General features: G+C 65.5%; 21 protein-coding genes. 15 read left to right on the top strand and 6 right to left on the bottom strand.

All coding sequences use genetic code 11. The features are described 5' to 3' along the window. Nucleotides 1-188: 188 nt before the first annotated feature. Nucleotides 189-788 (top strand): alpha/beta family hydrolase, encoded by a 600-nt coding sequence (locus G361_RS0137255; protein WP_019932246.1) that lies wholly within the window; start codon nt 189-191, stop codon nt 786-788. 488 nt (nt 789-1,276) lie between these two features. On the opposite strand, the gene G361_RS0137260 is transcribed toward G361_RS0137255, so the two are convergent. The 3 genes from G361_RS0137260 to G361_RS0137275 all read right to left on the bottom strand — a co-directional run bounded on the left by G361_RS0137260 (nt 1,277) and on the right by G361_RS0137275 (nt 4,335). Next, nucleotides 1,277-1,921 (bottom strand): bifunctional 2-polyprenyl-6-hydroxyphenol methylase/3-demethylubiquinol 3-O-methyltransferase UbiG, encoded by a 645-nt coding sequence (locus G361_RS0137260; RefSeq protein WP_019932247.1) that lies wholly within the window; start codon nt 1,919-1,921, stop codon nt 1,277-1,279. A gap of 77 nt (nt 1,922-1,998) precedes the next feature. After that, nucleotides 1,999-3,072 carry a DUF4185 domain-containing protein gene (locus G361_RS0137265; RefSeq protein WP_155982044.1) on the bottom strand — a complete coding sequence of 358 codons (1,074 nt, stop codon included), beginning with the start codon at nt 3,070-3,072 and terminating at the stop codon, nt 1,999-2,001. Between the two features lie 477 nt (nt 3,073-3,549). Then, nucleotides 3,550-4,335 (bottom strand): alpha/beta fold hydrolase, encoded by a 786-nt coding sequence (locus tag G361_RS0137275; protein ID WP_019932250.1) that lies wholly within the window; start codon nt 4,333-4,335, stop codon nt 3,550-3,552. 92 nt (nt 4,336-4,427) lie between these two features. On the opposite strand from G361_RS0137275, the gene G361_RS0137280 reads away from it, so the two are divergent. From G361_RS0137280 to G361_RS0137290, 3 genes are all read left to right on the top strand, one after another. Continuing rightward, complete coding sequence (locus tag G361_RS0137280; protein WP_019932251.1) at nt 4,428-4,667, top strand: hypothetical protein; 240 nt, start codon at nt 4,428-4,430, stop codon at nt 4,665-4,667. Then, nucleotides 4,654-4,950 (top strand): hypothetical protein, encoded by a 297-nt coding sequence (locus tag G361_RS0137285; RefSeq protein WP_026343974.1) that lies wholly within the window; start codon nt 4,654-4,656, stop codon nt 4,948-4,950. Before G361_RS0137280 ends, G361_RS0137285 begins: the two co-directional genes overlap by 14 nt. A gap of 104 nt (nt 4,951-5,054) precedes the next feature. Further along, nucleotides 5,055-5,405 (top strand): hypothetical protein, encoded by a 351-nt coding sequence (locus tag G361_RS0137290; RefSeq protein WP_026343975.1) that lies wholly within the window; start codon nt 5,055-5,057, stop codon nt 5,403-5,405. Between the two features lie 129 nt (nt 5,406-5,534). Here the strand turns inward: G361_RS0137290 and G361_RS0137295 are convergent, their stop codons facing one another. Next, entirely contained in the window at nt 5,535-6,005 is a 471-nt protein-coding gene (locus tag G361_RS0137295) for a hypothetical protein (RefSeq protein WP_155981970.1), read from the bottom strand. On the opposite strand from G361_RS0137295, the gene G361_RS50585 reads away from it, so the two are divergent. Then, nucleotides 6,004-6,252, top strand: a complete 249-nt coding sequence (locus G361_RS50585) for a hypothetical protein (RefSeq protein ID WP_196814722.1) — start codon at nt 6,004-6,006, stop codon at nt 6,250-6,252. The two genes, G361_RS0137295 and G361_RS50585, sit on opposite strands and share 2 nt — an antisense overlap. Nucleotides 6,253-7,033: 781 nt before the next feature. Here the strand turns inward: G361_RS50585 and G361_RS48890 are convergent. Together G361_RS48890 and G361_RS48895 are read right to left on the bottom strand one after the other, a co-directional pair. After that, nucleotides 7,034-7,507, bottom strand: coding sequence for an NUDIX hydrolase (locus G361_RS48890; RefSeq protein ID WP_036496505.1), 474 nt, complete (start codon nt 7,505-7,507; stop codon nt 7,034-7,036). A gap of 26 nt (nt 7,508-7,533) precedes the next feature. After that, nucleotides 7,534-8,733, bottom strand: a complete 1,200-nt coding sequence (locus G361_RS48895; protein WP_196814723.1) for a helix-turn-helix domain-containing protein — start codon at nt 8,731-8,733, stop codon at nt 7,534-7,536. 147 nt (nt 8,734-8,880) lie between these two features. Between G361_RS48895 and G361_RS0137305 the strand changes: the two genes are divergently transcribed. From G361_RS0137305 to G361_RS0137355, 10 genes are all read left to right on the top strand, one after another. After that, nucleotides 8,881-9,300 (top strand): hypothetical protein, encoded by a 420-nt coding sequence (locus G361_RS0137305; protein ID WP_019932255.1) that lies wholly within the window; start codon nt 8,881-8,883, stop codon nt 9,298-9,300. Nucleotides 9,301-9,305: 5 nt separating this feature from the next. Next, complete coding sequence (locus tag G361_RS0137310) at nt 9,306-9,575, top strand: hypothetical protein (RefSeq protein WP_231387204.1); 270 nt, start codon at nt 9,306-9,308, stop codon at nt 9,573-9,575. Between the two features lie 34 nt (nt 9,576-9,609). After that, entirely contained in the window at nt 9,610-10,152 is a 543-nt protein-coding gene (locus G361_RS46075) for a DUF2637 domain-containing protein (protein ID WP_231387205.1), read from the top strand. Nucleotides 10,153-10,227: 75 nt separating this feature from the next. Further along, the gene (locus G361_RS0137320) at nt 10,228-10,563 is read left to right on the top strand and encodes a hypothetical protein (protein ID WP_155981971.1); all 336 of its coding nucleotides are present in this window, start codon (nt 10,228-10,230) and stop codon (nt 10,561-10,563) included. After that, entirely contained in the window at nt 10,560-11,888 is a 1,329-nt protein-coding gene (locus G361_RS46080) for an FtsK/SpoIIIE domain-containing protein (protein WP_019932258.1), read from the top strand. Before G361_RS0137320 ends, G361_RS46080 begins: the two co-directional genes overlap by 4 nt. A 112-nt stretch (nt 11,889-12,000) precedes the next feature. Further along, on the top strand, nt 12,001-12,741 hold the full coding sequence (locus G361_RS0137335) for a hypothetical protein (RefSeq protein ID WP_019932260.1): 741 nt from the start codon (nt 12,001-12,003) through the stop codon (nt 12,739-12,741). Continuing rightward, nucleotides 12,738-12,920: a hypothetical protein gene (locus G361_RS48900; protein ID WP_081635750.1), complete on the top strand. Its 183-nt coding sequence runs from the start codon at nt 12,738-12,740 to the stop codon at nt 12,918-12,920. Before G361_RS0137335 ends, G361_RS48900 begins: the two co-directional genes overlap by 4 nt. Then, on the top strand, nt 12,917-13,342 hold the full coding sequence (locus G361_RS46085; protein WP_019932262.1) for a DUF4913 domain-containing protein: 426 nt from the start codon (nt 12,917-12,919) through the stop codon (nt 13,340-13,342). Before G361_RS48900 ends, G361_RS46085 begins: the two co-directional genes overlap by 4 nt. Nucleotides 13,343-13,373: 31 nt before the next feature. Continuing rightward, nucleotides 13,374-13,679 (top strand): hypothetical protein, encoded by a 306-nt coding sequence (locus G361_RS0137350; RefSeq protein WP_019932263.1) that lies wholly within the window; start codon nt 13,374-13,376, stop codon nt 13,677-13,679. A gap of 46 nt (nt 13,680-13,725) precedes the next feature. Further along, nucleotides 13,726-14,037: a hypothetical protein gene (locus tag G361_RS0137355; RefSeq protein ID WP_019932264.1), complete on the top strand. Its 312-nt coding sequence runs from the start codon at nt 13,726-13,728 to the stop codon at nt 14,035-14,037. Nucleotides 14,038-14,133 lie beyond the last annotated feature (96 nt).

Here is a 14,133-nt window from a genome sequence, read left to right on the forward strand (position 1 = left end):
TTGCTACCAGCGGGTAACTTACACTGTATATTACTCGCGGGTAACGCATCGATCCAGGGCCTCACCTGCGGATGTGACCCGGAAAACACTGTGATGTAAAACACGTTTCGATGGGTATCGGTGCGTTGCCGTGGGCTCGCCGGGCGATCCGGCGGGGTGATTCGGGGGTGCGCGGTTACGGTGGGGCGGTGCGCCTCGAGACCAGTGCCGGACCTGCCGAGATCGAGTTGGACGTAGCCGATCGGCCGCGGTTGTTGCTGTTGCTGACCCACGGTTCGGGGGGTGGGGTGGACGCGAAAGACCTTCTCGTCGTGCGGGATCGCGCATCGGCGGCCGGGGCGGTGGTCGCTCGGGTGGTTCAGCCGTATCGGGTGGCCGGGCGGCGGGCGCCGGGGTCGGTCGCTACTCAGGATGCGGCTTGGCTCGAGGTCGTTTCGCAGGTGCGGGAACGGTTTCCGGATGTGCCGCTGGTCCAGGGCGGGCGGAGTAACGGTGCTCGGGTGGCTTGCCGTACGGCGGTTGCGGCGGGGGCCGGCGGTGTACTTGCGCTGTCTTTTCCGTTGCATCCGCCGGGGAAGCCGGAGAAGAGTCGGCGGGAGGAGTTGCTGGCGGCTTCGGCTGCGGTCGATGTCGTGGTGATCAACGGGGAGCGTGACCCGTTCGGTATCCCTGATGCGGGTGACGCTGCCGAGGTGAAAATCGTTCCAGGACAGCCACACTCCTTTCGCGCGGGCTTCGAACTGATCGGTGCGACGGTGGATCCGTGGTTGAGCCGTTGGGCTGCGTGACGGGCTGTATTTTCGGCCTCCGCTTCGCTCCGGCGGGTTCGCGGCCCCCTTTGTCTCGGTCCTTCCCTCCTCCGGTCAGTCGCTGCGCTCCCTCCCTCCGTCAGTCCAGGACCGAGACGGGCCGCGAACAGGCGTGCTGGGCCATGCGAATTGGTGACCGCCGACCCGGTCCGGCTCCGGTCACCGATCCGCAGGCACACCTCCGCTCACCTGAATACGGTCACCAATACGCAGGCCCAACACGCCTGTTTGTGCCCCGACCCCCTGTTCCCGGTCACCAATCCGCAGGCTCCACACGCCTGTTCGCGGCCCGGCCCGATCCTGGACTGACGGAGGCGGGGGAGCGAAGCGGAGGAGCCGGAGGAGGGAAGGATCGGGCCCGGAGGGCCGCGAACCCGCCGGAGCGAAGCGGAGGCCAAAAACACAGCCTGTCACCACCAAGCAGGCCCAACCCCGCATTGTGCCCCGTGCCCTACCGAAGCTGCGGTTCAGAGCGCAATTGTGCCGTGCTCGCCGGGAGCGATCCGGGTCATCACCACCAGAGTGCCCTGAATCTCGGTCTGCTCCTGGGGTATCCGCTCGGCCACCCGCACCCGGAGTCGGCCGGCGATCGGCGCCAGGTCGTGCAAAATGTCCTCGGGCGTGAACAGGGTGTCCGGATCGTGGCCGGGCGCATCGTCGTGAGCCAGGACCAGCAGGGCGCCCTCGGGGTTCAGGACCTCAGCCGCCCACAGGAGGACCATACGGCGCTGAGGTGGTGGCAGTGGAAGGTCGGTCAGGAGGACCAGATCCACATGGTAGTCGGGCAGGGCCGCGGAGTCGGTGACATCCGCGCAGTGCCAGGCGATCCGGCCGCGGGCCGAGCGGGACAGCCGGGCGGCCAGGGTGCGTCCCTTATCGATTCCGGCCTGGGAGAAATCCACGGCGACCACTTGCCAGCCGTGGGTGGCCAGCCACAGTGCGTGGCGACCCTCCCCGCAGCCGAGATCGAGCGCCCGCGGTGGTTCGCCGGTGTGGGTCTGGGCCAGCGACCGCTGGAGGGCGGTCGCGTGTTCGGCCACGACCGCGTCGGGCGGTGTGTCCCGGACCAACTCGCTGCGCGTGTACCGCGCGTCCCAGTCGGCGGCGTCCATGGCTCGAGTCTAGGGAAGGCCGGATACGGAACGGGACCCCGGCTCGACGGCGAGCCGGGGTCCCGTTACTGCGATGCTCAGAGCGAGGTGCGCATCAGCACCACGTTGTACTGGTTGTGCACGGTGGTGAGAAAGTACAGGTCACGACCGGTCTGGTACGGGAAAATCGACGGGGCGTAGGCGGTCGGTAGTTCCCGGGTGTCGATCAGGACCTCCGGATCGCTCCACGGGCCCTCCGGCGAGGACGCCTTGCGCATCACCACCGAATTGAACGGATCGGTGGTCAGCATGACGTACTGGCCGAGGTAGTCGTTCCACATCACCGACAGTTCGGCGACGTTGTCGGCGATCGGGGCGGCCGCGTCCACATCGCCCTTCTTCCACTTGCCGCCGTCCCAGTACTCGTACTCACCGAGGTTGGCGATGTCCTCCTCGCGCACCCTGGCGACGTAGGCCGGATTGTTACGGCCGGAACGGGTGCCGTACTCGTACACCCAGCCACCGTTCTTGGTGAACGCGTTCATCTGGAAGTTCGCGTTGCCACCCTCGTTGGGACGGTGCGTGAAACCCAGGTCGGCCCAGGACTCGCCGTCGTCACCGGAGGCGGCGAGGCCGGAGTAGTTCGTGGTCCACTGGCCGACGTCGTCCCAGCTCTTCACCGACATCAGGCTCATGTACTGGACGCCGTTCACGGAAATGCCCGCGGTGGGGATACGGCTGATCTCGATCAGCGGAATTTTCGGACTGGCGACCAGATCGCGGGCCTGGCCGAAGATGTCGTGGACGACGCTGTCGAAAAAGATGCCGTTGTCCGGGTCCTGGTTATGGCTGCGCACGAGAATGTTGCTGCGCCAGGACCACAGGCTACCGGCCAGCAGATTGGGAAATCCGACGCCGGCGGTGTCGCCGAATGCGGTGAGCATTTCACCGTTTCCGTTGTCCCACATGATGCCCAGGTCGGTGCCCAGAACATTGTAGTTCTGGGTGCTGTTCGGGCTCGCCATACCGGTCACCTGGAATACCGCCCGGGTGCGGCCGAGCAGATGAGGGAGGCCTGCCGTGCCGTTGAGCACCGGAATCGGGTTGATCGCGTTCGGGTTTGCGGCGGCAGGCGTGGTCGCGGTCAAGAGCAAGGCCGAGGCACCCGCCATCACGGACAGCAGGATATTGGCGGTCTTGGTCAAAGTCGATGGGCCTTCCCGTTCGGTCGAGACGACACGGCCCTCCCCGAACGCACACTGTGCGGCCGTGCACAATCATTCGACTGGCTGGCAAATTGCAAGAAATGCTAACAGCGAACGGCGACAATTCGCGTCATTGTTTCGGGAACTCGGGGTGTTGCATGCGGAGCGAGCGGACTCCGATGGCGTCGCGCCACCGAATCCGGAGATCGTGCCGCGACCCGGTCGGCCGGTTTCTCCGTGGCCGGCCCGGGATCGCGATCATACGGTGATGTGCGGTATCCGGAGGCCGGCGGTCATCGTCGACAAGCAGTGCACGATCGGCGCCGAACGGCGCGACAGCGTCGCTGCACCCGTCACTTCGGGAATCAGGCCGTGCTTGACCTCCATCACGGAAAAGTCCGAACTCGGTGGAGCGTAACGGATGTCGGCGGCGCGTGCCAGAGGTCAGCCGGCCGTGGCGGGATCCGGTTGCCGCAGCAGCAGGTCCGCGCAGCGCCGCGGGTCGTCGTAGAACGGCGTATGCCCGCTGCCGGGCAGCGTGACGTGCCGGGCATGTGGCAGCCAGGTCCGGGCGCGGCGGCTCTGCGTGGCGTAGGTCAGCAGCAGATCGCGATCGCCCCACGCGATCGTGACCGGAATGTGTTCCAGCCGGCCGCCGTCGCGCAGCCGCGCGGCGGGAAAGGAGGCGAGCGCGGCGTCGAATCCGGGCGCGTCCAATCCGCCCGTGGCGGTGTCGAGGGCGATCCGGGCGCCGACGGCCCACGGTTTCCCGAAGATCAGTCCGAGGAAGGCGGTGCGCCCGGCGGCGGAACCCAGGATCGCGGGCAGCAGGGGCCGCAGTCGCGATCCCAGGGTCTTGGAGGCGCCGAGCGAGCGCCGGCACCACCACACCCCGGGCCCCGACCAGAATCCGATGGGCGAGTACGCGGTCACCGAGCGGGCCCGGATGCGCGCGGCCAGATTCAACGCGATCAGTCCGCCCATGGAATTGCCGGCCAGGTGCGGCCGGTCCAATCCCTGCTCGGTCACGAAGGCCGCGAGCGCGTCGGTGAGATCGTCGACGGTGGTGTGCGGCAACGGATCCGAGTCGCCGAAGCCGGGCAGGTCGACGGCGAAGACCTCGAACGATTCGGCCAGCAGCGGCAACAGCGGCTCCCACACCTGCCACCGGCTGCCGACCCCGTGCACCAGGGCCAGCGGCTCACCGTGGCCGACTCGATGGTGATGCACCCGCCGTCTCCCCTCACGAGCACTGCCGACCCGGTCACCGTAACAGTAATTGACCATCCGCCAACAGCCTCCCACGGCGGTACCATGGCGTCATGGCGACTCGGAAGGTGACGCTGTCCCTGGACGAGGCGGCCTGGTCGTACGCCGAGCAGGCCGCGGCCCGCGTGGGAATGTCACCCTCGGCGTGGATAGCCCGGGCCGCGCGCCGGGAGGCGGTGCGCTGTTGCGCCCCCGAGCCCGCCGCGGGCACACTCGACACCGCGGCCGACGCGGCCGCTACCGACGAAGCGGAATTCACTGCCGCAGAAGAGGATTTGCGTGCACAGGGGTGAACTGTGGAGCTACAACCCACATGGTTCGACTCGGCGGCGCAACATCGTGCTCATCTCCAGTGACGGCATCAACGAATCCCCCCGTCCCTGGCTGATCGCCGCCGAGGTGCTCGACGAGGATCCGCAGGACATCCTCGCCGTGACGCTGCCCGGCCACGGCTGGATGCACGCCGGCAACCTCGGCCGCATCTATCGCGGCTGGCTGGCCGAGCGCCTGGGCGCCGTCGACCCCGACGTCGTCGAGCGGATCGATACCGCGCTGCGTGCCGCGATGGACCTGTGAATCTGCGGCCCGGCTGTTCTCCCGCGCCCGAATGGTGCAGGATCACCACGGCGGTTTTCTCCGCCCGAATGCCCGATTCGTCATCGTCGGAAACGAGGAAACTGTTGAGGATTTCGCTGATCGCCGCCACGTTCGTCGCACTCCCGCTGCTGGCGGCCTGCGGTTCCGGTAACTCCGGGTCTTCGGACCACAAGGCCGCCGCCCAGCCCACCATCACGCAGGCCGACCTCTCGAAGGCCCTGGTGGACAGCGGCCTGAAGGATCAGAAGCTTGCCGACTGCGCCGCGAAAGCCTATGTGGACCAGGGCATCTCGCAGGACGGCCTGCGCGCGATGACCAAGCCCGGCACCAATGCCCAAGCCTCCGACCCGGATTCGATGGGCCTGAGCAAGGACGACGCCGACAAGGCCCGTGCCGCAACGCAGAAGATCGTCACCGACTGCATCAGCAAGTAGCGCGACCGGGACCGCCGTCACACGCCGCGCCGGGTGCCCGATCCGGTGGCCCGGACGAGGCGTGAAACGGCTTCTCGCCGACCGAATTCGATTCGGCCGGCGAGAAGCGAACGGGTCCGGTCCCGAGGATCAGGGCAGGACCTGCGGCACGGAATTCGGCGCGATCGCGCCGACCAGCAGGCCGATCACCGCACCCTGCAGCGCCGGGCCGAGGATGCAGGCGGGGATCAGTGGAATGCCGATGATCGTGGCGGCGCAGATGACGGCCCCGAAGATGGCCCCGCCGATCGCACCCGCCGCCGCACCGTTGGCCACCGGATCATGGTTGGCCGCATCGGGATTGGTGGCGATGTCCTGTGCACCCGCGGCTGCCACCGGCTGCGCGGACTCCGGCGCGGCGGGCGCGACCGGGGCCGGCGCCACCGGCGCTACCGGTGCCGCGACCGCCTGTGCGGCCGGAACAGCCTGCGCGACGATCTGTGCCTGCGTGGGGGCTTCGGCGGAGGCGGCCCCCGCACTCGCGAACGCCGCCGCGACTACGGCCAGCGGCATTGCCGCGACGAGAGCCTTACGCCCGAAATTACCCATGGTTCGACGCATGATGTTTCTTCCTCCCGACCGCTACCCCGCGCCGAACTCGGCTGCGGGGCAGGATGTTTCACGTTGCGAAATGGCAACTGTCCAGTTCTATACGATGCCGCTCGCGGCTTCAAGCCCGGCAGTGGCATCGGCGGGAGCCGAATTGCATTCGGCGACATCGGAACGATTTTCGGAAGCAGAAGTCTGCGACGTGGAACGCGGTGTGAATGACTCGCGGGGAGATATTGCGGAATCGAAGAGCCGGTGACGGGAATCGAACCCGCACTCTCAGCTTGGGAATCAGGGGATCGGTCGGGAACCTGCGGCTGACCTGGCGTGCTCGTTGCGCGGGGTTGGCCATGATTCACCGGTGTTGACCTCGGCGTGTGGCACATGTGTGGCACGTCTGCGCCGGCCGGATAGGTTGTCTATCCGCAAATTTCACTTGTCGAACGTATGTTCGAATTGATCTTGTGCCCCTCTGGGAGACCTGCCTCTCCGGCGAGGAGTGGGGTTCCGGGGCAAGGCCCCGTGTGCCGCCGGAGGTGGCAGGCATTCGAATGAAATCCGCCGGTTCGGTGGGGGCTGTGGTGTGTGCTCCTCCGGTCGGCCTGCCCGTAGGGGTACCGCATGTTCAGGGTGCGGTGAAGGATGCCATAGGCACCGCGTAGCGGCTTGTCCTTCGCCGTGCCCTGGTTGTGCGGTAGGGCTGTGTCCAGGTCGACCGGAGGAGTGTGCGCCGCGCCTGGCGACTGGGTGGAGTCGTCGCGCGGCCGGAGGTCGCGGAGTCGTTAAGAAGTGGGCTATCTGGGGTTCTGGCGGTTCGGCCTGGAGGGTTGCCGCCGACGCGCCGGCGCGCAGCGAGGGACGAGCGGAGAGCCGCAGCGTGGCGGCGGCGGCCCGCAGGGCCGCTGCCGCTCTTGAACCTATACAGCGAAATTCGGCAACAACTCGTAGACAGGGACGGTCGAGTCGTGAGGCAAGAGCAGATCGGAACCGGCCGGTTCGACTGCGAGACAGGCAGATTGGTGCGACGAACCGTCAGAAGTTCATCGTGGCGCGTCGCCGTGCTCCAGGTAGAGAGGGGAAGTGCCGCTGAGGATAGCTCTCGCCGTTCCTTCGAGTCGCTTCGCCAAGCGGGTGATCGTAAATTCGCTTAACTCTTCCAGCTTGACGTAGCGGGCTTCGACCAATTCTCGATCCGGAAACTGGAGTCCGGATGCGTCGAGACCATGCAATTCCGAGTCGGTGAACAAGAACAGCATCTTGTCGCCTTCGTTGCCATTGGGTGCCCAATCGACAGCAGCAAATTCCAGCTTATTCGCTGCTATCCCGATTTCTTCTTGGATTTCCCGCCGGCAGGCAGACATGGGAGATTCTCCCGGCTCTACATACCCACCCGGAATATCCCAGTAGTCCTTGTACGATGGCCGGACCATGAGTAGTGATTCACCTTGCAGAATCAGGACACCTGCCGCGACTCGTGGTGTTGCCATCGGTGGAGCCTGTTCGGTGTTGTTCATGGCGGCCATGCTAGTTGACGACGAACTCAAACGAGCTTCATACGCTCGGCCAGCCCCGATAGTGCTGGTCCGGGGCGGGTCTTGCTGGTACGTACCCAGCCCACTACTAGATCGCGGCAAAGGCCGTGATGGCGAACCTGTTCCGGCGCTCTCGCTTCGGCTGACAGGAGGATATCTAGTGCCTGGTCTTTCCGTCCCCGCGCGTTGTGGGCGCGTGCAATCTCAAGCGAGTGCCTCACCTGCCGCTCAGTGGGCAGCGGAGAGGTATCGACTCCGGGGCCAAGGCTCAAGGCAGTCTCGACATCATCGAGTTCCATCGCGGTGGAAACACGATGGATGTCCACGTTTGTGGGGCCAAATGCTGTCCAGAAATAATTAGCATCCCGACCCAACCTGGTCGCGATCGCGTCTGCCTCATTCAGATAATCCGTAGTTAAACTACGATCGTTGGATCGTGCAGCAGCCATAGCGCCGGCAAGAAACAACGTTCCGTATACGGAGAGATATTCGGGTGAGGCATCGTTTGGTATTGGCCCAGTGTGCGAAGCCACCTGCTGAACCAGCTTGGCCGCATCTTTGTGCCGCCCCGTGGACATAGTGACATGAGTAACCGATCTGGCGAGCGAAAGCCATACCACAGGTTCGCCGATATTCTGAGCGATATCGAAACCCTTCTGTGCCGCTACCCAGGCAAGATCGACCTCACCGACCTTGGTCAACACAGTCGCCGCCGCATGATATGCAGTTGCCAACATCAAATTTGCGCGTTGAACGTCTTGCGTTTCCAGGTTTCGTGACGCATAGTCGAGATCGGAAATGAGCTCCGGCAGAGTGGCACTCACATATGCAAACCGGGTCGCCTGATATGCATCCCACACGGCTTTCAACCGTCCGTCGAGCTGCGCCATGGGAGGTATCTCCCTGCCGGCTGCCATTGTGAAAGGCATCAGCTGGGCGTAGCTCAGAAGGGCTTCCCGCAGTGCAGGAACAGTCGGCTTTCCGGCGGATTGATTTGCATCCATCAGAGTCGGCTCGGCCATGAGGTCACCGATGCTGATATCGAGTTCTTTTGCGAGACTTTGAATTACAGATATTCGATCGAGCTGTATGCGATTATTCTCGATCTTGTTAAGCCAATCCTCAGTTCGTCCAATGAGGTTGGCAAGAACCTTCTGGGACATTCCCCTGCGCCGGCGATACCATCCGACGCGTTCGCCGATGGTCATGGAGTCAGTCATTCCCCGCATGACTCCATTCTACCTGGTCAAGCTGTCCTCCGCAGCATACCCGGAAAAATATTCCGGGTCGCCCTTCTGGATCGGGCTTACCTTTATTTCAGGTCAAGATTACCCCTACTGAAAGGGATAGAAGAGATGGCAGTGAAGAAGGGTCAGCGTTTCCTGGTTCCGTTCGACGTGGCGTTCCCGGAGGGTGCGGGTCTGATCGGGGAGATCGAGAAGGTGTTCACGTTCAATGAGCGTCGTCGGCAGTACACGACCGATCAGGACGTGGATACCGAGACGGGCCTGTTGAAGTGGAAGGCGCGGCTGGTGGATTACTCGGATGACGTGCGGGGCAGTGATACCGGTATCGATCTGGTGTTCCTGTCGCCGGTACAGCCGATCCCGCCGGAGGGTCGCCGGATCCGGGATATCGAGTTGGAGGGCCTGATGGTCCAGCCGCGGGTGACGAAGGTCGGGGACTTCTCGAAGCTGACCTACTCGTACTTCGCGACGGGCATCAAGGGCGACAACTCGGGGGCGAAGCGTCCGGCCGGCGAGAAGGCAGCGTGATCGTCATGTCGTGGATGTCCATCCAGGCCAACGCCTATGAGGGTGTGGAGGCGGAGTACACGCCTTCGCACGGCACCGATTATGGGACGCAGGTTCCGGCGTTCGTGTGGGTCAAGTTCACCGGTACCCGTGACGCCTCGTTGGGCTTGCTGATCGAGGACGCTCGCGAGTTGGCGGGTCAGCTGACCCGGATTCTGATGCTGCACGACTCGGTGGAGCACCTGGCCTCCGAGATGGCGGTCGACGTGTCCGAGCAGTCGCCGAAGGTGGCGTGAGGTCATGAATCAGAGCGCAATGCGGTGGGCACGGGTGTTCGCGGTCCTGGTGATCATCGGCGTCGGTGCCGCCGCATTCCGCCTCTCGTTCTCTACCCTGCGGGATCTGGCTGGATTGGCGCATGTCCCGCGGTCGGATGCGTGGTTGTTCCCGTTGATCATCGACGGCACGATCGTGCAAGCCACCGCGGGGGCGCTGGTGCTGGCGAAGTCGCCGGAGCGTCGGTTCTTCATTCGGGTTCTGGTCGCCGGCGCGGTGGTGTCGGTGGCGGGCAACAGCCTTCATGCGGTCGCCAACGGCCACGAACTCCCGTCCTGGGTGTGCGCGGTGGTGGCTGCGGTCGCCCCGATCAGTCTCCTGGTCGATACGCATGGTCTGGCGGTCCTGTTCCGGGCTGCCCAGGCTGCCCCGCTACCGGTTTCGGCTGCGGTGGTGGAAGAGGTGCGGGCACCTGAGGAGGGGCCGGTGTCGCCGGTTCCCGAATTGCCTGCGGCTGTCGAGCCGGGGCCTGTCCGTAAGTCTTCACGGTCCGCGTGGCCGTTGGGTCAGGAAGCGTTGTTCCCGACGCCGGCCTGATCCCTGTTCGATCGCTCCTCCGGGGTGGTCTCGAATCTCGAAGTCTTCCAACCTGTTCCGCCCTGAGGAGGGGTGATGTCTGTCTCCATGTCTTCGTCCGGTCCCGGCTTGGTGCCGAAGATCGTGGCCGGTGCCGGGGTGGTGGTGATCGTCGCCGGCCTCGGCCTGGCCCTGATCCACCCCACCGCCCATTCGTCGGCTCCGGCTCCGGTCACCACCGAAGCCTCGACCACCACGGTCACGCCCACCGTCGTTCCCGCTCCGGCAGTGGCCTCGATCCCGGGTCCGGCTCCGATCGGTGCCCCGTCGTGCTGGATGTTCTGCGACGAGCCTTCGTTGCCGCCGGCGGATGCTTCCGGCTGCCAGCTGTTCTGCGACCTTCCCCGGCTGCCCGAAGGCGGTGCCCGGTGAGTGCCGCGGAGTTGGCTCCGGTGCTGATCTCGGGTGGTTCGGCGTTGCTGCTGGCGGCCCGGATGGCGTTCTGGTCGAAATCGGTTCCCGCGCAAGAGGTGTCGTCGGCGGAGATCGCGGGTGCGGCTCCGGTGGCGTTGCGTGCGGCGGTGTTGACGTTCGCGGAACCGTTGATGACGAACTACATGTTGGCGTCGGTCGGTCTGGCGTCGCCGAAGATCGGTTATCCGACGTTGGAGTGGTGGGACTACAGCCGGCACGGGTTGACGGCCCAGTTCCACATGTTGCCGGGGCAGTCGATCAATGATTGGACCGATCGGGCCACGTTGGCGGCGCTGTCGGATTCCTTGGGCGCCCGGGAGGTCACGGCGACGCGACCGGATCCGGGGTTCGTCCGTCTCGAAGTGCGCGTGTTCGACACGCTCGCCGTACCGGCAGCGTTGCCGGTCGCGGTCCACAACGGTGTGGGCTTCGGGGCGGTCCCGGACCTGGAAGCGGTGCCCCTGGGTGTGACCGAGAACGGGGATGTCTGGTCGATCCCGGTCCTGTATACCCACCTGCTGTTGTCCGGGAAGACCGGTTCGGGCAAGTCGGGGGTGGTGCAAGCCTTGTTCGCCGGCCTGGCTCCGGCGATCCGGGCGGGTCTGGTGGATCTGTGGGTGATCGACCCGAAGGGCGGGATGGAGTTCGGCCGCGGGGAGAAACTGTTCACCCGGTTCGCCTTCGCCACGATCGAGGACATATTGGCGCTGCTCGCTGAGGCGGTGCACGAGTTGGACGAGCGGCAGGCCCGGTTGAAAGCGGCGGGTCTGCGCAAGCTGGTCCCGACTGTCGAGGACCCGTTGGTGGTGGTGTTCATCGATGAGGCGGCCACGTTGTCGGCGTTCGCGAACCGCAAGCAGCGTGAGCAGTTCGAGGAGCTGCACGGGCTGTTGCTGTCGAAGGGCCGCGCACCGGGGTTCTCGGTGATCGAGACGGTGATCGATCCGTCGAAGGACACTGTGCCGCAACGTCAGTTGTTCCCGTACCGGATCGGGTTGAAGTTGTCGGAACCGACCCAGGTCGCCATGATCTTCGGACCGGGCGCGGTGGAGCGCGGTGCTCGCTGCACGGAGATTCCCGACTCGACACCCGGTGTCGCCTACGTGGAACAGGAGGGCTCCTCGGACATTCTGCGGGTCCGGTCGTTCCTGGTCACCGATGACGATATCGACGCGATCGTGCAGGCGTACGCTCCGCAGCCTCGCCCGCTGGTCATCGACGCCGATGACACGGCCCGCGACGAGGGCGACGAGGGCGAAACCGGTGTGGCGGTGGCGGCATGAACCGCTACGACGAGCTCGACACGGCGCTCGATGACCGGATCTGGTTGCGGGAGTTCGCCGAACATCGGGGCCTGTGCGGCGTGCAGTCCCCCGATGATGCGGAGGCTGTGGCATGACCGCGGTGGTGGGTGTGCAGGAAGTGTTGGACTGGTTCGGGTGCTCGGTGGGGCACTCGGGCCGGCCCCGGCTGCTGGATCTGTATTGCGCGTCTGGTGGTGCTGCGGTCGGGTATCACAGGGCCGGTTTCGAGGTGGTCGGCGTCGACATCTGTGATCAGCCGGATTACCCGTTCGAGTTCCACCGCGGGGACGCGCTCGACTACCTGACCACCCATGGTCACGAGTTCGCGGCGGTCCATGCGTCGCCTCCGTGTCAGGCGTCCTCGGCGCTCACCGCGGGCACGAATCAGGCGCTCGCCGGCCGCTACCCGCAGTTGATCCCGGCTACCCGGGCGGCGTTGATCGGGTCGGGTCGGCCGTGGGTGATGGAGAACGTGCAGGGGGCGAAGCTGCGCCGCGATGTGGTGTTGTGCGGGGAGATGTTCGGGCTCAATGTGATCCGGCATCGGGTGTTCGAACTCGGTGGTTGGACTGCTGCGCAACCGTTGCATCTTCGGCACCGGGGTCGGGTGGCCGGTTACCGGCACGGGGACCGGTTCGACGGTCCGTACGTCGCGGTGTACGGCTCAGGGGGCGGCAAAGGCTCGGTCTCCGACTGGCAGGCCGCGATGGGGATCGACTGGACCAGCAACCGCCGGTCGCTGGCCGAAGCGATCCCACCGGCCTACACCCAGTTCCTCGGCGCACACCTGCTGCGCCACCTCGACCCGGATGTGGAGGTGCCGGCGGCATGACCGACGACAGTCAGTCTCCGAAACCGGCTGCACGACAGGTGAATCCGATGGTGCAGGCGGCGGCCGATCAGGTGCAGCGGTCGAAGAACCGGCCGGCGAAGCGGAAAGCGAAGGAGCTGCCGCGGTGGACCTGCCGCGATCAGCTGTCGCTGTTCGATCCCTCGGAGGTGACCGAATGACTGAGTTGCAGGCCCGGAAGTCGTTGCGGTTCAGCCCGATCCGGGAGGATGGGGAACTTCCTCGCCGGTCGTGGTCGTCGCTGGGGGAGTTCGTGACCGGTTACCTGTCGGTGGTGTATGCGCGGCAGGTTACCGACACGATCGACACGGTGTGGTGCCGGCAGTGGTGGTGCCACCCCGAAGCCGTCGAACGGCTGACGCTGCTGTGGAAGACCCGCGAACTGGCGACGACGGCGGTGCGGGTGAGTGGCTGGTGGCTTGGGGACTGTGAACCGCACATGTCGGCGCTGTTGAGCGTGTCGGGGCCGTTCAAGTACTGCGCTACCGGTCACAAGACCTTGTTGCGCCCGCTGCCGACCGATCTCGATGCCGCGCACGCCGCCGGCCTGTTCACTCCCGCTCACCCGCCCGTGGTGGCGTGACCGAAACCCAACTCAGACAAGGAGATTCGTGATGGCACCGGATTGGGACGACCGGGACGACGAGGAGGAGGACCGGGGCAGTGATTGGGAGGGGATCGGCAGTGAGGAGGAGGAGCGGCACGCGATGGTCCGGTTCGAGGGCGACAAGGTGAAGATCGCCGTGCGTGACGCGGCCATCGAAACCGTGGTCACGATGTCGATCCCGGAAGCGCGGGAGTTGACCCGGCTTCTCGGTGTCGCGGCCGACCGCGCACAACGCGACGCGGAGCAGTGGCACCGCCGGCGGATGCAGCTCGAACGCGACCGCGAACGCGCCCTGGAACGCGGCATCTGGTGACCAGACGACCATCGGATAAAACCCAACGCAGACAAGGAGATTCGTGATGATCGAACCGGACTACGACGAGCGGGAGAACGACGAGGAGGAGTGGGGCGACGAGTGGGACGGTGTCAGCGATGACGACACCGATCGTCACGCGCTGGTGCTGGTGGAGGGCGAGCAGGTGAAGCTCGGTGTCCGCGACCGCAACGGCGAAACGGTCATCACGTTGACCGCCGGCGAAGCGCAGCACATGACGGCGATTCTCGGCGTCGCCACCGAGTACGCGAAACGCGATGCGGAACGCAACTACCGCCAGCAGCGCAGGGCCGAACGCGAGCAGGAACGTGCCCGCGGTGTGGAGCGTGACCGGTGACCAGACACCACGAAACCCGCACTGACAGAGAGGATGTGGCGTGAACGGCGAGAACACTGCCGTCGACCTGAGCGGCTCCACCGATACCACTGGTGG

The sequence above is a fragment of the Nocardia sp. BMG111209 genome (genome assembly GCF_000381925.1).
Classification (GTDB): domain Bacteria; phylum Actinomycetota; class Actinomycetes; order Mycobacteriales; family Mycobacteriaceae; genus Nocardia.